This window comes from Glycomyces sp. NPDC048151, from assembly GCF_043202775.1.
In the GTDB taxonomy this organism is placed as follows: Bacteria; Actinomycetota; Actinomycetes; order Mycobacteriales; family Micromonosporaceae; genus Glycomyces.
Map to the genome: position 1 here is coordinate 1 of NZ_JBIDBB010000008.1, position 19645 is coordinate 19645.

General features: G+C 69.2%; 16 protein-coding genes and 1 rRNA gene. 7 read left to right on the forward strand and 10 right to left on the reverse strand.

Features of this window, described 5'->3' with window-relative positions; genetic code table 11:
- Nucleotides 1-92 (forward strand): 5S ribosomal RNA (gene rrf / locus ACGGCP_RS19545); the annotation flags it as partial.
- Nucleotides 93-149: 57 nt separating this feature from the next.
- Here rrf and ACGGCP_RS19550 read toward each other — a convergent pair.
- Nucleotides 150-299, reverse strand: a complete 150-nt coding sequence (locus ACGGCP_RS19550) for a hypothetical protein (protein ID WP_157974657.1) — start codon at nt 297-299, stop codon at nt 150-152.
- A gap of 113 nt (nt 300-412) precedes the next feature.
- Between ACGGCP_RS19550 and ACGGCP_RS19555 the strand changes: the two genes are divergently transcribed.
- Nucleotides 413-937 carry a carboxymuconolactone decarboxylase family protein gene (locus ACGGCP_RS19555; protein ID WP_392968062.1) on the forward strand — a complete coding sequence of 175 codons (525 nt, stop codon included), beginning with the start codon at nt 413-415 and terminating at the stop codon, nt 935-937.
- A gap of 140 nt (nt 938-1077) precedes the next feature.
- A complete protein-coding gene (locus ACGGCP_RS19560) occupies nt 1078-2502 on the forward strand; it encodes a sugar porter family MFS transporter (protein WP_392968064.1) in 1425 nt (474 codons plus the stop codon).
- A 66-nt stretch (nt 2503-2568) separates the two neighbouring features.
- Here the strand turns inward: ACGGCP_RS19560 and ACGGCP_RS19565 are convergent, their stop codons facing one another.
- The 8 genes from ACGGCP_RS19565 to ACGGCP_RS19600 form a co-directional block, all read right to left on the reverse strand.
- Entirely contained in the window at nt 2569-5115 is a 2547-nt protein-coding gene (locus ACGGCP_RS19565; protein WP_392968066.1) for an ABC transporter permease, read from the reverse strand.
- Nucleotides 5116-5118: 3 nt separating this feature from the next.
- Nucleotides 5119-5844: an ABC transporter ATP-binding protein gene (locus tag ACGGCP_RS19570; RefSeq protein WP_392968676.1), complete on the reverse strand. Its 726-nt coding sequence runs from the start codon at nt 5842-5844 to the stop codon at nt 5119-5121.
- Between the two features lie 312 nt (nt 5845-6156).
- Entirely contained in the window at nt 6157-8685 is a 2529-nt protein-coding gene (locus ACGGCP_RS19575; protein ID WP_392968068.1) for an ABC transporter permease, read from the reverse strand.
- Between the two features lie 2 nt (nt 8686-8687).
- Entirely contained in the window at nt 8688-9464 is a 777-nt protein-coding gene (locus ACGGCP_RS19580) for an ABC transporter ATP-binding protein (protein WP_392968070.1), read from the reverse strand.
- 291 nt (nt 9465-9755) lie between these two features.
- Nucleotides 9756-10367: a LuxR C-terminal-related transcriptional regulator gene (locus tag ACGGCP_RS19585; protein WP_392968679.1), complete on the reverse strand. Its 612-nt coding sequence runs from the start codon at nt 10365-10367 to the stop codon at nt 9756-9758.
- Nucleotides 10368-10429: 62 nt separating this feature from the next.
- On the reverse strand, nt 10430-11656 hold the full coding sequence (locus ACGGCP_RS19590) for a sensor histidine kinase (RefSeq protein ID WP_392968072.1): 1227 nt from the start codon (nt 11654-11656) through the stop codon (nt 10430-10432).
- A gap of 65 nt (nt 11657-11721) precedes the next feature.
- Nucleotides 11722-12579: a RecB family exonuclease gene (locus tag ACGGCP_RS19595; protein ID WP_392968074.1), complete on the reverse strand. Its 858-nt coding sequence runs from the start codon at nt 12577-12579 to the stop codon at nt 11722-11724.
- A 46-nt stretch (nt 12580-12625) separates the two neighbouring features.
- Nucleotides 12626-13372 (reverse strand): class I SAM-dependent methyltransferase, encoded by a 747-nt coding sequence (locus tag ACGGCP_RS19600; protein ID WP_392968076.1) that lies wholly within the window; start codon nt 13370-13372, stop codon nt 12626-12628.
- 85 nt (nt 13373-13457) lie between these two features.
- On the opposite strand from ACGGCP_RS19600, the gene ACGGCP_RS19605 reads away from it, so the two are divergent.
- On the forward strand, nt 13458-14564 hold the full coding sequence (locus ACGGCP_RS19605; RefSeq protein ID WP_392968078.1) for a M50 family metallopeptidase: 1107 nt from the start codon (nt 13458-13460) through the stop codon (nt 14562-14564).
- 66 nt (nt 14565-14630) lie between these two features.
- A complete protein-coding gene (locus tag ACGGCP_RS19610) occupies nt 14631-15557 on the forward strand; it encodes a tRNA (adenine-N1)-methyltransferase (RefSeq protein ID WP_392968080.1) in 927 nt (308 codons plus the stop codon).
- Nucleotides 15558-15657: 100 nt separating this feature from the next.
- On the opposite strand, the gene ACGGCP_RS19615 is transcribed toward ACGGCP_RS19610, so the two are convergent.
- Nucleotides 15658-15945 carry a ferredoxin gene (locus tag ACGGCP_RS19615; RefSeq protein WP_392968082.1) on the reverse strand — a complete coding sequence of 96 codons (288 nt, stop codon included), beginning with the start codon at nt 15943-15945 and terminating at the stop codon, nt 15658-15660.
- Between the two features lie 118 nt (nt 15946-16063).
- On the opposite strand from ACGGCP_RS19615, the gene arc reads away from it, so the two are divergent.
- Complete coding sequence (gene arc, locus ACGGCP_RS19620) at nt 16064-17845, forward strand: proteasome ATPase (RefSeq protein WP_208495095.1); 1782 nt, start codon at nt 16064-16066, stop codon at nt 17843-17845.
- A 198-nt stretch (nt 17846-18043) separates the two neighbouring features.
- Nucleotides 18044-19549, forward strand: coding sequence for a depupylase/deamidase Dop (dop, locus tag ACGGCP_RS19625; protein WP_392968084.1), 1506 nt, complete (start codon nt 18044-18046; stop codon nt 19547-19549).
- The last annotated feature ends 96 nt before the right edge of the window (nt 19550-19645 follow it).

Here is a 19645-nt window from a genome sequence, read left to right on the forward strand (position 1 = left end):
CACCCGGTCCCATTCCGAACCCGGTCGTTACGGCTTCCAGCGCCGATGGTACTGCACTCGAGAGGGTGTGGGAGAGCAGGACACCGCCAAACATTAACGTAAAGGAAAGGCCCCCACCTCACGGTGGGGGCCTTTCCGCATGCCCTGATTCAGGAAGAAGTCGAGAGCGCGTCTCTCACTTTCGCCACACCGACCCCGATCCCGAAGATCGCCCCTGTCACCAGGAATGTCAGTAGCGAGACGGTCACCAGGGCGATCGCGATCCCGATCGCTCCTACGACGCTGAAAAATGTGCTCACGTGGCCTCCTCCGTTGCAGGCTCGTCGGCTGGGCGGGGTATGCGCCCTTCCTGTATTGTCCCACATCGCTGGATAGCACGTAGCGGGCGTCACAAGTTAGATAGGTCACAGTAGTGAGCAGAGATTCGGTTTCACGTCTTCCCGGCACAGGGCTTCCGCCGTCGGCTTCGCGGCGGCTGGCCGCAGTCGGAAGGGACCCGATCAATCTGCATCGTGCACTTGGGCACGCGCCGGCGTTGCTCGCGCCGGTGCTCGATCTCATCCATGCGCTGCGGTTCGACGCGGAGGTGTCGCGTGCCCTGCGGGAACTGATGATCTGCCGGATTGCGCAGATCGAGGATTCCGCCTATGAACTGGCACATCACCTGCCGATGGCCGCGGAGTCGGGGCTGGACTCGGAGCAGCTGGCGGCCCTCGGCCGGTGGCGGGAGGCTGACTGCTTCAGCACGCCGCAGCGGGCGGTGCTGGGGTACGCGGACCACTTGGGGGCCGGGGCGCCGCGGGACGATGCGGCGCTCGACGCGTGCTTCAGCCCGGTCGAGCAGACCGAGTTGACGGTCACCGGGGCGACGTACATCGCTTTGGCGCGGATGCTGCGCGCGCTCGAGGTGCGGATCGACGAGGGGCTTTCCGATTGATCGTTCCTCTCGCTGGGTAGGTCGACTGATTGCGGCAATTCGTGATCTACAGGGCGAATGCGGCTTAGGATTTCGGCACGTGTGGTACGGGATCGAGTCGGCAGCGGGAGTGAGTGATGGCCCAGGACAATGAAGATCTGATGCGGAGCGGACCGCAGGCGGGCACCGCTTCGGTGGTGTTCGTTTCTATCGCGGCGGCTCTCGGCGGGTTCCTGTTCGGGTACGACACGGCCGTGATCAACGGGACCACCGGCGCGCTCGAGGTGCAGTGGGGGATCAACTCGGTCGAGACCGGTGTCGTCGTTTCCTCGGCGCTGCTTGGCTGTGCGGTCGGCGCCTGGTTCGCGGGGTCGTTGGCGAACAAGCTCGGGCGTCCCCGGGTCATGATGATCGCCGCGGTCGTCTTCTTCATCACCTCGCTGGGCAGCGCCTTGGCGACGGGCCCGGTGGACCTGACGATCTGGCGCGTGTGCGGTGGCCTGGCGATCGGTGCGGCGAGCGTCATCGCCCCGGCGTACATCGCGGAGATCGCGCCGGCGCATCTGCGGGGGCGGCTGGGTTCGCTGCAGCAGTTCGCGATCGTGCTCGGCATCTTCGGTGCGCTGCTGGTGAACTACGCGATCCAGAACGCCGCGGGCGGCGCGAGCGGCGAGGTCCCGTGGGGCGGCACGGCGTGGCGGTGGATGTTCGCGGCGGCCTCGATCCCGGCGTTCATCTACTTCATGTGCTCGCTGCAGATCCCCGAATCGCCGCGGTACCTCGTGGCGAAGCAGCAGCTGGAGAAGGCGAAGGCCATCCTGCGTAAGTACGTCGGCGGGGACGTCGACACCAAGATCACGGAGATCCAGGCGTCGCTGCACAGCGACAAGCCGCCGCGGATCTCGGATGTGCGCGGCCCGCGCTTCGGGCTGCTGCCGATCGTGTGGGTGGGCATCTTCCTGTCGATGTTCCAGCAGTTCGTGGGCATCAACGTCATCTTCTACTACTCGACGTCCCTGTGGCAGTCGGTCGGGTTCAGCGAGAACGACGCGTTCCTGACGAGCGTCATCAACTCGGTCGTGAACATCGCCGGTACGATCCTCGCGATCTACCTGGTCGACCGGGTGGGCCGCAAGAAGCTGCTCATGTGGGGCTCGCTGATCATGTTCTTCGCGCTCGGCACGATGGCGGTCATCTTCGCGACCGCCGACGTCGACGCGAACAACAACCCGATCCTCGGCGACGCGCAGGGCGTCGTCGCGCTGATCGCGGCGAACGTGTTCGTCTTCGGATTCGCGTTCACCTGGGGCCCGGTCGTGTGGGTGCTGCTGGGGGAGATGTTCTCCAACCGGATCCGCGCCTCGGCGCTCGGCGTGGCAGCGGCCGCGCAGTGGATCAGCAACTGGCTCATCACGGTCACGTTCCCCGAGCTCGCGCAGACCGGCCTGTTCCTGGCCTACGGCCTGTACGCGGCGTTCGCGCTGATCTCGTTCTTCTTCGTGGCCAAGATGATCAAGGAGACGAAGGGCGTCGAGCTGGAGGACATGGAGGCGCTCGAGGCGGGCGGCATCAAGGCCGCCGACTGACGCTGAACCGACGGCGAGGGCCGCCCCTGATGGGGCGGCCCTCGCCGGTTTCCTTGCGGTGGAGAGTTATTCGTAGGCGATGGCGCCGAGGATGTTCACCTTGGAGGCCCGTACGGCCGGGGCGATCGCGGCGAGGAGTCCGACGAGGACGGCTGCGGCGAAGTACCCGGCGATGAGGGCGGTCGGGACGGCGAACACGTTGACGCCGCTGTCGGCCAGCGCGTGCTGCAGCGCCCAGCCGATGCCGAGGCCGGTCGCGATGCCGAGGACCGCGCCGAAGAGGGCGATGGTGACGCTCTCGACGGTGACCATGCGGACGATCTGGCCGCGGGTCATGCCGATGGCCCGGAGCATCCCGAGTTCGCGGGTGCGTTCGAGGACCGACAGGACCAGGGTGTTGACGACGCCGATGACGGCGACGATCATGGCCAGGCCGAGGAGCAGCTGGATCGCGATGATCGCGAAGTCGAAGAACACGGTGATCTGGGAGACGAACTCCTCGTGGTTCTGGGCGCTCACCTCCGGTTCGTCGGCGAGGACGTCGTCGACTGCCGCGGTGACGGCGTCGATGTCGGCGTCGTCGTCCACGTCGACCAGAGCCATCATGGGTTTGATCGTGTAGAACTCCGGGGCGTAGGTCGGGGCGACGTACCAGCCGTCGGTGTTCTCGTTGTCGACGAGGATCGCGGCGATCGTGAACTCGTGCGGCTCCTCGCCGCGGCTGAACTCGACGGTCACGGTGTCGCCCATGCCGACGCCGAGGTTGTCGGCGGCCCACTGGTTCACGGCGATCTCGCCGTCGCCGATGTCGGCCATGCTGCCTTCGGCCATTCGACCGCCGAAGAGCTCGACCGCGCCTTCGAGGTCGGTGCTGGTGTTGACGAACTGCTCTTCGCCGTTGACCTTCGGATTGTCGTAGTACAGCTCGACCGCTGATTCGACGCCGTCGACGGCGCGGATGCCGTCCATGACGGCGGGGTCGAAGGACGCGGGGAGCTCGCTGACGGCGGGTCCGGTGACGAACAGTTCGGCCTTGACCGCTTCGCCGAAGTAGTCCTCGATGCTCGCTTTGACGCTGGTGAGCAGGGTCGCGGTGGCGGTCACGAGGGTCACGCCGATCATGAGCGCGGCGGCGGTGACGGCGGTGCGGCGCGGGTTGCGTCCGGCGTTGCGGCGGCCGAGGCGTCCGGCGAAGTTCCAGGACCACAGGAGGCCGAGCGCGCCGACGAGCGGTTTGGACAGCCATGCGGTGAGGACGGTGACGCCGATGAAGACCAGGCCGGCGCCGATCGCGGTGCTCGTCAGGTTGGCGTTGTCGCTGCTGAACGTGTCGGTCAGGCCGAGGGTCATGGCCGTGCCGCCCGCGAGTGTGACGATCAGCCCGGTGACGGTGAGGGCCGTGATCGGCTTGTCGGTCTTGGCGGCGGCGCGCATCGCCTCGACCGGCGGGACCTTGGAGGCCCGGACGGCGGGGACGAGGGCGGCCAGGACGGTGACGCCGATGCCGACCGCCAGCGCCGCGAGGATCGAGGTCGGCGGCACGGACAGGCTGACGTTGCCGGCGTCGAAGAACGAGTTCGCGATGACGGAGGTCAGGACCGCGCCGCCGGCGACGCCGACCGCGGTGCCGACGGCGGCCGCGACGGTGCCGAGGACGATCGCCTCGACGAGGATCGACCTGACGACCTGGCCGCGGCCGGCGCCGACGGCCCGCATCATCGCGAGTTCCTTGAGGCGCCCGGCGATGACGATCGAGAAGGTGTTGGCGATGAGGAACACCGAGACGAACACGGCCACGAGCCCGAATCCGAGGAGGAAGTTGCCGACGAGCTTCGTCATCTCGGCGGTCTGCGCGTTCGCTTCGGTGTTGAACTCCTCCCAGGTCACGACCTGGGCTTCGGCGCCGACGACGGGTTCGAGGGCGGCGACGAGGCCGGTCGCGGATTCGCCGTCGGAGGCGTGGACCGCGAACGCGGAGTAGGCGTCCCGGCCTTCGAAGAAGAGCCGCTGGGCTTCGGTGGTGGTGAAGGCGATCTCGGTGCCGCCGCCCATGGAGTCGCGTCCGCCGCTGTAGCCGTAGACGCCGACGATCGCGTACTCGGTCTGCTCGGTGGTCATGGTGTACGCGGTGACGTTCTCGCCGAGGCCGAGTCCGGCGTCGGCGGCGAACTTGGCGGAGACGGCGACTTCGCCGTCGGCCTCGGGGGCGCGGCCTTCGCGCAGTTCGCGCTCCTGGGACTCGTCGTCCCAGTTGACGCCGGTGGTGGGGGCGAGGCCGCCGACGATCTTGCCGTTGTCGCCGATGGCGTTGACGCTGGCGGTGACGGTGGTGCTGACGCGGTCGACGCCGGGGACGGCTTCGACGGCGGCGAGGGTCTCGGCGGGCAGGCCCTGCTCCACGAGCGGGTCGCGGCCGTCTTCGGCGGCGGCGGGCTGGACGAGGACGTCGCTGCCGGCGTACGACTCGGCGTTCAGGTCGTCGACAGTGGATTGGATGGAGGCGGTCAGGACCAGGGCGGCGGCGATGAACGCTGAGCCGAGGACGACGGCGAGGCTGGTGAGGGCCAGGCGGGCCTTGCGGGCCGCCATGCCCTTCAATGCGGCGCGGATCATGGGTTAGACGGGCTCTCCGGCGAGGGGGACGCGGTTCTCGAAGCCGCGCATGGTGTCGATGACGGCGTCGGCGGTGGGCCGGTCGAGGTCGCGGACGATCTGGCCGTCGGCGAGGAACACGACGCGGTCGGCGTAGGCGGCCGCTGAAGGGTCGTGGGTGACCATGACGATGGTCTGCCCGAAGTCGTCGACGGACTTGCGCAGGAACCGCAGGACCTCGCCGCTGGAGCGGGTGTCGAGGTTGCCCGTGGGCTCGTCCGCGAAGACCACTTCAGGGCGCGTCGCGAGGGCGCGGGCGCAGGCGACGCGTTGCTGCTGGCCGCCGGACAGCTCGGTCGGCTTGTGCGACAGGCGTTCCTGGAGGTCGAGGGTGCGGATGATCTGGTCGACCCAGGCCGGGTCGGCCTTCGCGCCCGCGATGGACGCCGGGAGCAGGATGTTCTCCTCGGCCGTCAGGGTCGAGAGCAGGTTGAACTGCTGGAAGATGAAGCCGATCTTGTCGCGCCGCAGTTTCGTGAGCGCCTTGTCGCCCAGGCCCGTGATGACGGTGCCGCCGATGTCGACGGTGCCGCGGTCGGTGGTGTCGAGGCCCGCGAGGCAGTGCATGAGGGTGGACTTGCCCGAGCCCGAGGGGCCCATGATGGCGGTGAAGCGGCCGGAGGCGAACGACACGGACACATCGCGCAGGGCCACGACCTGGGCCTCGCCGGTGCCGTACGCGCGCCACAGGCCGGTGGCCGTGACGGCGGATCGGGTGCTGGTCGGCTGTAGGCTCTGGGGGGCGTGGGGAGTGCTGAGTGGCACGGAAGCGCCTTTCTGATCGGGTGTCTTTCCTTTTGCCACAAGGCTATTGAGCAGCGCACCCGGGCGCTTCGGCCCGCGGGACGGAGTTCCGTCCTCCCCGAGGCGGAGCGCCGGACGCCGGATCGGCCGAAAGACGGAGTCCCCGAGTGCCCCTCCCTCGGCCGTCCGGCGGCCCCCGGACAGACGGGAGGGGCGGCGCCTGACAACGCCGCCCCTCACCTGGTTTCCGGTAGAGAGCTATTCGTAGGCGATGGCGCCCAGCACGTTCAGCTTCGCGGCGCGCGCCGCCGGGGCGATCGCCGCGAGCAGGCCGACGGCCACGGCCGCGACGAGGTACCCGACGATGAGGGCCCACGGGAGCGCGAAGCTCGTCAGGCCCTCCTCTTCGAGCGCCTGCTGCACGGTCCAGCCCAGGCCGATGCCGACCGTGATGCCCAGGACCGCGCCGAAGAGGCAGATGATGACGCTCTCGACGGTGATCATGCGCCGGGCCTGGCCGCGGGTCATGCCGATCGCGCGCAGGAGCCCCAGTTCCCTGGTGCGTTCGAGGACCGACAGGACCAGCGTGTTGACCACGCCGATGATCGCGATGATGATCGCCAGCGCGAGCAGGATCTGCACCGACGCGAGGAGGACGTCGAGCTGGCTGGTCTGCTGCTCGACGAACTCGTTGTTGTCGGTGACGCTCACTTCGGGCTCGTCGGCGAGGATCGTGTCGACCTCGGCTTCGACGGCGTCGACGTCGGCGCCGTCGGTGACCTGGATGTAGGCCTGCATCGGCTTCGGCACGGTGAAGTGCTGGATCTGCGCGGGCGAGACCCACCAGCCGTCGGTGAGCTGCGAGTCGTCGAGGATCGCGGTGACCTGGAGCTGGACGGTGGTGCCGTCGGTGAACGCGACCTCGACGCTGTCGCCGAGCGCGACGCCCCGGTCCTCGGCCGCGGACTCGTTGACGGCCAGGCCGTTCTCCGGGAGGTCCGCGACGGAGCCTTCGGCGACGGTGCCGCTGAAGATCTCCAGGCTCGTGGCGAGGTCTTCACTGGCGAACAGCGGCGTCGCCTCGCCGTCGACCTCGGGGCCCATGAAGTCGGCGTACAGGTCGCCGACGGCAGCGACGTCGGGCAGGGCCTTGATCTCGGCGAGCGTCTCGGGCGCGAACGTGGGGATGTTGGCCCCCTGCTGGCCCATGACGATCAGGTCGGAGTTGAGGTTGGAGTCCGTGAGCTCCTCGGTGGTGGCCTTGAAGCTGGACACGAGCGTGGCGATGCCGGTGACGAGGGCGACGGCGATCATGAGCGCGGAGGCGGTGATCGCGGTGCGCCGCGGGTTGCGTCCGGCGTTGAGCTTGCCCAGGCGCCCGGAGAACGACCAGGACATGACCGAGCCGAGGAGCGCCACGAGCGGGCGCGACAGGATCGGCGTGAGCAGGGTGATGCCGACGAACGCGATGCCGACGCCGGTGAGGAACCCGCCGAGGCCGAGGTCGCCGAGGTTGTCGGTGAGGCCGAGCGCCACCAGGACGCCGCCCGCGGCGGTGACCGCGAGGCCAGCGATGGTGATGCCGCGCAGGGGCTTCGGCGGGTTGACCGCCTCGCGCATGGCGGCGACCGGCGGGACGCCGGAGGCCTTGACCGCGGGGATGAGCGCGGACAGGACGGTGACGCCGATGCCGACCGCCAGCGCCCACAGGGCGGTGGCCGGGACCTGCAGGGTGACGGGGAGGCCGCCCATCGCGGTGGAGCTGACCAGGGAGGCCAGGCCCCAGCCGAGGAGGACGCCGAGCCCGAGCCCGAGGATAGAGGCGATGACGCCGATGACTGCTGCCTCGGCGAGGACGGAGTTGACGACCTGGCCGCGGGCGGCGCCGATGGCGCGCAGGAGCGCGAGTTCGCGCTGGCGCTGGGCGACGATGATCGTGAACGTGTTGATGATGAGGAACACCGAGACGAACACGGCCACCAGGCCGAAGCCGAGGAAGATGTAGCCCATGATGTCGGCGACCACGGCGAACCCTTGGGCCGCTTCGTCGCTGGCCTCTTGGCCGGTCTGGACCCGGTAGTCGGCGCCGACCGCGTCGGCGATCGCGTCGGTGGAGGCGTCGCCCTTGACGTAGATCGCCATGTAGGCGTCCTCGCCCTGGGTGAGCAGGCGCTGGGCGGCAGCGGTGGTGAAGCCCATCTGGGTCTCGCCCGCGAGGGAGTCGCGGTCGCCGCTGAGGCCGAAGACGCCGACGATCTCGTAGTCGGCGCGGTCGGCGGTGTAGGAGTAGGCGGTGACGGTGTCGCCGAGACCGAGCCCGGAGTCGGTGACGAACTGGGCGGAGACGATGACCTCGTCGTCGGCTTCGGGGGAGCGGCCGTCGCGGATCTCGTTGAGTCCGGGATCGGCGTCGTTCCAGTTGAAGCCGATGGTGGGGGCGAAGGCGCCGACGAGTTTGCCGTCGTCGCCGATGGCGTTGACCTGGCCGGAGACGTCGCCGGAGGCGGTGTCGACGCCGTCGAGTCCTTCGACGGTGGCGAGGACGTCGCCGGGGATGAGTGTCGCGCCGGGCGTGTTGCCCTGCGCGGCGGCGGGGTCTTCGGCGGAGGTGACGACGGCGTCGATGTCGGTGAAGGCGTCGGCGATGACGCCGGTGACGGACTTCTCCATGGTCGCGGTGAGGATCATCGCGGCGGCGACGAACATCGTGCCGAGGACGACGGCGAGGCTGGTGAGGACGAGGCGGGCTTTTCGGCTCGCCATGCCCTTGAGGGTGGCGCGCAGCATGGTTAGGCGTGCTCTCCTTGGGCGGCGGCGACGAGCTCTTCGAAGTGCTTCATCTTGTCGATGACCTTGTCGGCGGTCGGTTCTGCCATGTCCTCGACGATCTGGCCGTCGGCGAGGAACACGACGCGGTCGGCGTAGGCGGCGGCGGACGGGTCGTGGGTGACCATGACGATGGTCTGCCCGAAGTCGTCGACGCTGGTGCGCAGGAAGCGCAGCACTTCGGCGCCGGAGCGGGTATCGAGGTTGCCGGTCGGTTCGTCGGCGAAGACGACCTCGGGGCGGGTGGCGAGGGCGCGGGCGCAGGCGACGCGCTGCTGCTGGCCGCCGGACAGCTCGGTCGGCTTGTGCGACAGGCGGTCGGAGAGGTCGAGGGTCTTGATGATCTGGTTGAGCCAGGCCGGGTCGGCCTTGGCGCCGGCGATGGCCGCGGGCAGGGTGATGTTCTCTTCCGCGGTCAGGGTGGGGAGCAGGTTGAACTGCTGGAAGATGAAGCCGATCTTGTCGCGGCGGAGCTTGGTGAGCGCCTTGTCGTTCAGGCCGGTGACGGCGGTGTCGCCGATGCGGACGGTGCCGCGGTCGGTGGTGTCGAGCCCGGCGAGGCAGTGCATGAGGGTGGACTTGCCCGAGCCCGAGGGGCCCATGATGGCGGTGAACGCGCCGGACGCGAACTGGACGGAGACGTCGCGCAGGGCGATGACTTGGGCTTCGCCGGTGCCGTAGGCCTTCCAGAGGCCTTCGGCCGATACGGCGGTGGTCTTGACGGGGGATGCGGTGGACACGACGCTCTCGCTTTCGGTGAAGGTGTCGATGTGCCGAGGGATTCGGTGTGCTCGGTTTCCTTGTCCGCGAGACGCCGCTCGCGAAGTCGTTGCGTCAGTTACGAGATGAACGGATGACGTCGGCTCGCCTGATTGTGACATCATACATGATGTCATTCGGCGTCGTGCTGCTCCGGGTCATGTTCTGACGATATTGGACTCCGGCCGGGCGCGCATCAGCTTCGAGAACGGTCTTCGTCTACGTCGAGAGGCGGAGGCGGCGGTACCCCGGTACGACGTTCTGCGGGGGTCTCAGTCGGTGCTGCCGGGCTTGACCAGGCCGCTTTCATAGGCGAGGACGACGGCCTGGACGCGGTCGCGGACGCCGAGCTTGGTGAGCAGGTGGCCGACGTGGGTCTTGACGGTGGTCTCACCGACATGGAGCGCCCCGGCGATCTCGGCGTTCGTGAGGCCCTTCGCCAGCAGCAGCAGGACCTCCCGTTCGCGGGCGGTGAGGCAGTCGACGATGGCCGGGTTGGCCTCGCCGTCGCCGCCGGGGTTCTGGGCGAAGCGCCCCAGCAGGGTCGAGAGGATGTGCGGCGCGACGACCGCGCCGCCGCGGTGGACCGTGCGGATCGCCTCGACCAGGTCGGCGGCGGGCGCGTCCTTGGTGAGGAACCCGGCGGCCCCGGCCCGCAGCGCGCCGACCACGTATTCGTCGAGGTCGAAGGTGGTGAGCACGAGGACGCGGGTGGGCAGGTTCGCCTGCACGATGTCGGCCGTGGCGGCGACGCCGTCGCGCCGCGGCATGCGGATGTCCATGAGCACGACGTCGGGGACGAGCCGCCTGGCGAGGTCGAAGGCCTCGACGCCGTCGCCCGCCTCGCCGACGATGTCGATGTCGGTCTCGGCGCCGAGGACCATCTTGAAGCCCGCGCGCAGCAGCTGCTGGTCGTCGGCGAGCAGGAGGCGGATCGGCCGGTCGTTCAACGTGTGACTCCCTGGAGGTGGGCGTTCTTGGGGAAGCGGGCCTCGACGAGGTAGCCGCCGCCGGGCCGGGGCCCGGCTTCGAGGGTGCCGCCGTACAGCGTGGCGCGCTCCCGCATGCCGATGAGGCCGTGGCCGCCGGAGAACCCGGAGACGACGGGAGCGCCGTGCCCCGAGTCGCCCACGGCGATGCGGAACTCGGCCTCGCCGTAGTCGACGACGACCCCGGCCCGGGCCTGCGGCCCGGCATGCTTGATGGTGTTCGTCAGGGCCTCCTGCGCGATGCGGTAGACCGCCAGGCTCACGCCCGTCGGCAGCGGGTACTCCTCGCCGCGGACGGTGTACTGCACGGGCACCCCGGCGTCCTTCGTCTGCGCGACCAGCGACCGCAGCGAGTCCACTGTAGGCTGCGGCTCGAGGTCGGCGGCGCCGCCTTCGTCGCGTCCCTGCCGCAGCACGGTCAGGATGTCGCGCATCTCCCGCAGCGCGGTCCGCGCGGTCTGGTTCACCGTCGTCAGCGCGTCCTCGGCCGCGTCCGGGTCGGTGCGCAGCACCCGCTTGGCCCCTTCGGACATGACCCCGATGACCGAGATGTGGTGGGCCACCACGTCGTGCAGCTCCCGTGCGATGCGCCGCTGCTCGTCGGCGACGGCCTGGGCCGCCAGCGCCTCCTGGCGTTCCTCGGCGAACCGGGCCCGCTCGGACAGCTCCACGACCTTCTCGCGCCGGTTGCGGATGACCCAGCCGATCCAGAACACCGTGGCCGCCAGCGCGAGGTTGAGGATCGTGACCAGCGTGCTCGTCACATGGTCGCCGCCTCTGAACGCGGCCGACTGGACGAACACGACGACGGGCACCCAGATCGCGGCGCTGGCGACGAGCGCCCTGGCCAGCGGCAGGCGGGAGGCGGCGGTGTAGGTGAGCACGAACATGCCGATGCCGCTGTCCATCGCCAGGCCCACGAGCGGTTCGACGAAGAACGCGACGCCCATGACCAGCAGCGACAGGATGATGCCGCCCCACAGCCACTTGCGGCGCAGGCAGATCGCGGCGAACGGCACCGCCATCAGCCCGGCTTGGCCCCAGGTGAGCTCGACCTCCGGGCTGATCGCCGCCGAGACCGCGAAGAAGCCGAGGTACGCGACGGCGGAGACGGCCGCCAGGAGCGTGTCGGCCAGGAACGGCCGGGCCCGCATCAGGCGTGTGAAAGTGGAGGCGGCGTGCACGCTCTACACCGTATCCGCCGTTCCCGCCCGTTTCATCGAACGCGAGAATGATCCGCGAGTACGCCTCAGGTAGGAGGAGTGTCCGCGGACGGGACCTCGACCGGCATCGCCAGGCCCGGCAGGACCGTCGGCAGCGGGTACGCGGGCGGCTCGCCGCCGAACTCCGGGCACAGCGCCTGGTGCGCGCACCAGCCGCACAGCTTCGACTTCTGCGGCCGGAAGTCGCCGGTGGCGATCGCCTCGCGCATCACCGACCACAGCGCCTTGAGCGTCTTCTCGAACCCCTCGAGCTCACGCTCGTTGGGGGAGTAGTCGAGCATCTGCCCGTCCCCGAGGTACATGAGCCGCAGCAGGGTCGGCACCGTCCCCCGCGTGCGCCACCACACGAGCGCGTAGAACTTCATCTGGAACAGCGCCTTGTCTGCGAACCGCTCCGGCGGGCGCTTCCCGGTCTTGTAGTCCACCAGGCGCACGAGCCCCGCAGGGTTGACGTCGGCCCTGTCGATGAACCCCTTCAGCGAGGTGCCGTCGTCGAGCGTGGTCGTCACCAGGCACTCGGTGCGGTGCGGCTGGAGCCGCTGCGGGTCCTCCATCGCGAAGTACGTCTCGACCAGGCGGCGCACGTTCCGCAGCCAGTCCGACTCGTCGTCGAGCCCGTCGAACAGCGCCGCGTATTCGCCCGACGCCTGCAGCTTCGCCCACTCCGGCTCGATCATGGCCAGGGCCTGCCGCGGCGTGCGCAGGCCCGCCTCCAGCTCGTACAGCCGCTCCAGCACCGCGTGCACGAGCGTGCCCTGCACCTGCGCCTTCGACGGCGGCTCGGGCAGGCGGTCGACCGCCCGGAACCGGTACAGCAGCGGGCACTGCTTGAAGTCCCCGGCGCGCGAAGGGGAGAGCTGGGTCGGGCGGGTGGCGTGCGGCATCACTCGAGCATAAAGCCGCCCACCGACACGCCTCCCGACCCCTCGCTCAGACCGGCCGCACCCGGAACACGTACGTGTCGTACGGCATCGCGAACGACTCCCGGCCCTCCAGGTCCGGGTGCGACCCGAGCACGTCGCCGACGACCGCCTCGATCCGCGCCTTCCCGGCCGCGTCCGCCGTCAGGTAGTAGGAGCGCGACTGGACCAGCCGCAGCACCCCGGCCCGGTCGATCGGCCACTCATGGCGGAACACCCGGTACTCGACCTCCCCGAACAGGTCCCCGAAGTAGCCCGGCGCGGTCGCCGCCAGCGCGTCCTTCTCGCCCTGCGAGTTCCCGATCGCCTCGGTCAGCGCCCCGACCCAGCCGGTCGACTCGTCCCGGACGTTCCACACCGGGGCGAGCACGCCGCCGGGGCGCAGCACCCGCCGGATCTCCGGCATCGCCTTGTCACGGTCGAACCAGTGGAACGACTGCCCGCCGGTGACGAGGTCGGCGCTGGCGTCCGGCACCGGGATCGCCTCCGCGCTCCCGCTCAGCGCGGCCGCGATTCCCTCAGTGGCGCTCACGAGCTTGGTCCGCATGAGGTCGTCGGGCTCGACCGCGGTGACGCGGTGCCCCTGCGCGACGAGCGCCCGGGTGAGCAGGCCCGTGCCCGCCCCGAGGTCGACGGCGTCGACGGCCTTCCCGTCGGTCATCCACGCGACGGCCTCGGCCGGGTAGGTCGGGCGGATGGAGTCGTAGAGGTCGGCCGCGGGGCCGAAGGACTGCGCCATGCTCTTGTCGAAACCCATGCCATCACAGTACGCACGTTATGTTAGAACTTCAACATGCCGCGCCCCCGGAACCGGCCTTCCCGGGCGCGTAGCATTGCCGCCGATGTCGACTGCAAACGCGCTGGCCTTCCGCAAATCCGGATTCACCCTCGTCCGCTTCAAGGGCATCCCCGTCACGCTCGGCTACACCTGGCTGCTCCTGGCCGCCGTCGTCGTGATCGTCTACGCCCCGATCGTGCAGCGCTCGGTCCCCGACCTGAGCACCGGCGCCGCGCTCGTCGTCGCGGCCCTCTTCGCCGTCACCCTCCTCGTCTCGGTCTTCCTCCACGAACTCGGCCACGCCCTCGTCAGCCTCCGCGCCGGCATCGGCGTCCGCCAGATCAACCTCGACGCCCTCGGCGGCTTCACCGAGATGGACCGCGAAGCCCCCGGACCCGGGACGGCCGCCGCGATCGCCCTCGCCGGACCCGCCGTCTCCGCCGTCCTCGGCGGCATCGGCCTCGCCGGCCTCTTCCTCACCACCCCCGGCTCACTGCCCTGGCAGTTCGCCTTCCAGATCTGCGTCGCCAACCTCCTCGTCGCCGTCTACAACCTCCTCCCGGGCCTGCCCCTCGACGGCGGCAAAGCCCTCCAGGCCGGCATCTGGGCCGCCACCGGCGACCGCTGGACCGGTTTCCGCGTCGCGGGCTGGGCCGGACGCGTCGTCGCCGTCGCCACCGTCGCCGGGGGCCTCTGGCTCTACGCCTCCGACTGGTTCTCCCCCTTCGGCCTCATCCTCCTCCTCTTCGTCGCCTTCGAGCTCTGGCGCGGCGCGACCAGCGCTATCCGCGCCGCCCGCATGGGCCCGCGCGTCAAAGCCCTCGACGCCGCCGCGCTGGCCCGCCCGGTCGTCCTCGTGCCCGCCTCCGCGACCCTGGGGGAGGCCCTGAACGCCGCGAACGGGCGCGAGGTCGTCGCCGTCGACGGCAAGCCCGTGGGCGTCCTCGACCGCGCCGCCGCCGAGGCGGTCCCGGCCGACCAGGTGGCCGCGATGCCCCTGGCCGGGCTGCTGCGCTCGGCCGGGCAGGTCCCGGGCATCGGGGCCGAACTCAAGGGCCAGGCGCTGGTGGACGTGATCGGCAAGAGCGGCGCGGAGCGGTTCTTCGTGGTCGATGAGGGCCGCCTGACAGGGCTGCTCTACACCGCCGACGTGGTCAAAGCCCTCCGTTAGGATGCTTCGGACCTACCGGGCCTCGGCGAAGCTTGCGAGCCGTACATGTGCAAGGAGCGCAAAGAAGTGGCATCTGACCTGCTGGAGCCGGGCGACCGCGTCCAGTTGACCGACGCGAAGGGCCGCATGGCCACGATCACCCTCGCCGAGGGCGGCGCGTTCCACACCCACCGGGGCAGGCTCTTCCACGACGACCTCATCGGCAAGCCCGACGGCGTCACCGTCACCACCGAGGGCGGCACCGCCTACCTGGCGCTGCGCCCGCTCCTGCCGGACTACGGCCTGTCGATGAAGCGCGGCGCGCAGGTCATCTACCCCAAGGACATCGCCCAGATCCTCACGTTCGGCGACATCTACCCGGGCGCAAGGGTCGTGGAGGCCGGGGCCGGGTCGGGCGCGCTGACGAACTGGCTGCTGCGGGCCACCGGCCCGACCGGGCGCGTCTACTCCTGGGAGCTGCGCGAGGACTTCGCGAAGATCGCCGAGGAGAACGTCCGCGGCTACTACGGCGAGGTCCCCGAGCACTGGACCCTGACGGTGGGGGACGTGGCCGAGGCCGAGTTCGAGGAGCAGGTCGACCGTGTCGTGCTCGACATGCTCTCCCCGTGGGAGGTACTGGACACTGTGGAGCGCATCCTGCGGCCCGGCGGCGTCTTCATCGGGTACGTCGCCACCACCACGCAGATGTCGGAGCTCGTCGAGGCGCTGCGCGAGCGCAAGACCTTCACCGAGCCCGCCGCGTGGGAGTCGCTCATCCGCGGCTGGCACCTGGAGGGCCTGGCGGTGCGCCCGGACCACCGCATGATCGCGCACACCGCGTTCCTCATCACCGCCCGCAAACTCGCCCCCGGCACGGTCGCTCCGGCGCGGAAGCTCAAGCCCTCCAAGGGACAGCAGGCGCTGCGCGAACGCAAGGAGCGGATCGCCGCCGAGGCCGAGGCCCGCGCGGCCGAGGCGCTGCGGGCCACTGAGGACGACACTCCCGTTTCGTAACGATCTGGTTACGTTCTGAGTCGGATTCACGACTCTGCAAGGGCTGAAACGAGATCCGGGCGGGTGACGTGTTCACGTCACCCGCCCGGATCCGTCCGTCCTACTCGTCGGCTCCGGGCCCGGCGACGGCGCTCTTCGTGGCCCGGTCGCGGACGTAGATGCACTCGCCCGGGCAGTCCTTGGCCGCGTTCACGATGTCCAGGCGCAGGTGTTCGGGCACGTCGACTTGCGAACCGGGCGTAGTCAACAGCTCGCCCGCGGTGTCCTTCACGTATGCAAGACCGTCGATGTCGAACTCGAAAACGGTAGGCGCGTACTGCACGCAGAGCCCGTCGCCGGTGCAGGCGTCCTGGTCGATCGAGACTTCGAGTTCACGTTCAGCTGACATGTTTCCTAGCCTAGATCGGCCCAATCGCTCTAGCGAATGTCGGTGTCGAGCCTTACTATTGGCGTCCACAACCAGATACGGTTGGTGTAGGAAAACCCTCACTCGGGAGGTGTGACCCGTGGCACGTAGCAACGATGACCGTCGACAGAACCTGAGCCAGGGCTCAGAGCACGACGAACTGTCAGGACAGGTCGAAGAGCTCCAGGAAGAACTGGCCGCTGCCCGACGCCGTCTCACCGAAACGCCCCGACACATGCACATTCTGGAGGAGCGGCTCGCCGCCGCCCAATCCCAGATCGACCGCCTGTCGGAGCAGAACGAGCGGCTCGTGGCCACCTTGAAGGAGGCCCGCGAGCAGATCGTCTCACTGAAAGAGGAGATCGACCGGCTCGCCCAACCGCCGTCTGGCTACGGCGTGTTCCTGGGAGCCCGTGAGGACGGCACCGTCGACGTCTTCACCTCCGGGAGGAAGTTCCGCGTCTCGCTCGCGCCGTCGATCGATCCCGACGAGCTCGAACGGGGCCAGGAGGTCCTGCTCAACGACGCCATGAACGTGGTCGAGGTGCTCGACTACGAGCGCATCGGCGAGGTGGTGACGCTCAAGGAGCTCATCGAGAACACCGCGGGCGGCCCTCCGGACCGCGCGCTGGTGACCAGCCACGCCGACGAGGAGCGGGTCGTGCTGCTCTCCGACGCGCTCATCAACGGCCCGCTGCGGGCGGGCGACTCGGTCATGATCGAGCCGCGCGCCGGGTACGCCTACGAGCGCATCCAGAAGAGCGAGGTCGAGGAGCTCGTCCTCGAAGAGGTCCCCGACGTCGACTACTACGACATCGGCGGCCTCGACGGCCAGATCGAGATGATCCGCGACGCGGTCGAGCTGCCGTTCCTCCACGCCGACCTCTTCCGCGAGCACGAGCTGCGCGCCCCGAAGGGCATCCTGCTGTACGGCCCGCCGGGCTGCGGCAAGACGCTCATCGCCAAGGCCGTCGCCAACTCGCTGGCCAAGAAAGTCGCCGAGATGCGCGGCGAGGAGGCCTCCGGCCGGAGCTACTTCCTCAACATCAAAGGCCCCGAGCTGCTGAACAAGTACGTCGGCGAGACCGAGCGGCACATCCGCCTGGTCTTCCAGCGGGCCCGCGAGAAGGCCAGCGAAGGCATGCCCGTGATCGTGTTCTTCGACGAGATGGACTCGATCTTCCGCACCCGCGGCTCGGGCGTGTCCTCCGACGTCGAGAACACCATCGTCCCCCAGCTCCTGTCGGAGATCGACGGCGTGGAGGGCCTGGAGAACGTCATCGTCATCGGCGCCTCGAACCGCGAGGACATGATCGACCCGGCGATCCTGCGGCCCGGCCGCCTGGACGTCAAGATCAAGATCGAGCGGCCCGACGCCGAGTCGGCGAAGGACATCTTCTCGAAGTACATCACCCCGACCCTGCCGCTGCACGACGACGACCTCGCCGAGCACGACAAGGACCGGGACGCCACGGTGCAGTCGATGATCCAGGCGGTCGTCGAGCGGATGTACTCCGAAGTGGACGAGAACCGCTTCCTCGAGGTCACCTACGCCGACGGCGACAAGGAAGTGCTCTACTTCAAGGACTTCAACTCCGGCGCGATGATCGAGAACATCGTGGCGCGGGCGAAGAAGATGGCCATCAAGGACTTCCTGACGCACCAGTCGAAGGGCATCCGGCTGAGCCACCTCATCGACTCCACTGTCGACGAGTTCCGCGAGAACGAGGACCTCCCGAACACCACCAACCCCGACGACTGGGCGCGCATCTCCGGCAAGAAGGGCGAGCGGATCGTCTACATCCGGACGCTCGTCTCCGGGAAGGGCCCCGACTCCGGCCGCAGCATCGACACCGTGTCGAACACCGGTCAGTACCTGTAGCAACCAGCGCTTCGATCGGCCGGCGGACCCCCGTCGGCCGATCGGCGTCCCCTCGAACGTGTCAGACCACCCGCCGCCGGGTAACCGATCGCCATGAAGACCCAGAACCTCAACGGCGCGAAACTCGGCGGCCCTGAAATCCAGACGTCTCCCCTCGGAGGGAGCGACGCCGCGCCCGAAGGGACTAGGCTCGATACCATGACCGTACGCCGCATTATGGGCACCGAGATCGAATACGGGATCTCCGTGCCGGGCCAGCCGGGCGCCAACCCGATGGTGACCTCCTCCCAGATCGTCAACGCCTACGCCGCGCGCCCCGAGCTCTCCAAGGGCGGCCGCGCCAGGTGGGACTACGAGGAGGAGACCCCGCTCCGCGACGCGCGCGGCTTCACGTACACCGGCGCCCTCTACGACCCGGCGGAGAACCTCGCCGACGAGGACTCCGGGCTCGCCAACGTCATCCTCACCAACGGCGCCCGCCTCTACGTCGACCACGCGCACCCCGAGTACTCGACCCCCGAGGTCACCAATCCGCGCGAGATCGTCCTGTTCGACAAGGCCGGCGAGATGACCATGGCCGAGGCCGCCCTCCGCGCGGCCCACACCCCCGGCATCGGTCCGATCAACCTGTACAAGAACAACACCGACAACAAGGGCGCCTCCTACGGCGCGCACGAGAACTACCTCATGTCGCGCCAGACGCCGTTCGCCGACATCGTCGCCCACTTCACGCCGTTCCTGGTCACCCGCCAGATCTACTGCGGCGCAGGGCGCATCGGCATCGGCCAGGACGCCTCCGAGCACCGCTTCCAGATCTCCCAGCGCGCCGACTTCTTCGAAGTCGAAGTGGGCCTCGAGACCACGCTGAAGCGGCCCATCATCAACACCCGCGACGAGCCCCACGCCGACGCCGAGCGCTACCGGCGCCTCCACGTCATCATCGGCGACGCCAACCTCGCCGAGTACGCCACGTTCCTCAAGGTCGGCACCGCCTCGATCGTGCTGTCCATGATCGAGTCCGGTGCGTTCGACGGCACCCTCGGCATCAGCGAGCCCGTCGCCGAACTCCGCGCCGTCAGCCACGACCCGACCCTCAAGCACAAGATCGAGCTGCGCAACGGCAAGCGCGTCACCGCGATCGAGCTCCAGCAGTCCATCCTGGAGCAGGCCGAGGCCTACTGCGGCGCCGACGCCGACCCCGACACCCGCGAGGTCCTCGACCAGTGGGCGTACGTCCTCGACGCGCTCGCCCGCGACCCCATGGAGCTGGCCGACATGCTCGACTGGCCCGCCAAGCTCTCGCTGCTCGACCGCTACCGCGAACGCGAGAACCTCGGCTGGGGTGCGGCGAAGCTGCAGGCCATCGACCTGCAGTACCACGACGTCCGGCCCGAAAAGGGCCTCTACCACCGCCTCGTCGCCCGCGGCAAGATGAAGCGGCTCCTCACCGACACCGAGATCATCAACGCGATGACCGAGCCCCCGCACGACACCCGCGCGTTCTTCCGCGGCCGCTGCCTCGCCCGGTACCCCTCCGAGGTCGTCGCCGCCTCTTGGGACTCCGTCATCTTCGACGTCGGCGCGGACTCGCTCGTGCGAGTGCCCATGATGGAGCCCGAGAAGGGCACCAAGGCCCATGTGGGGGAGTTGTTCGAACGCTGCGAAGCGGCCAAGGACCTCCTCGACGTCATCACCGCCGACTAGGCCCCTGTTTCGTCCGCGGGAATAAGTGACGGCAGTGCAGCGTCGTATCTGGCGTGCTGTCGTACCTTCGCGGTACGGTTTAGGCACCGACGAGGT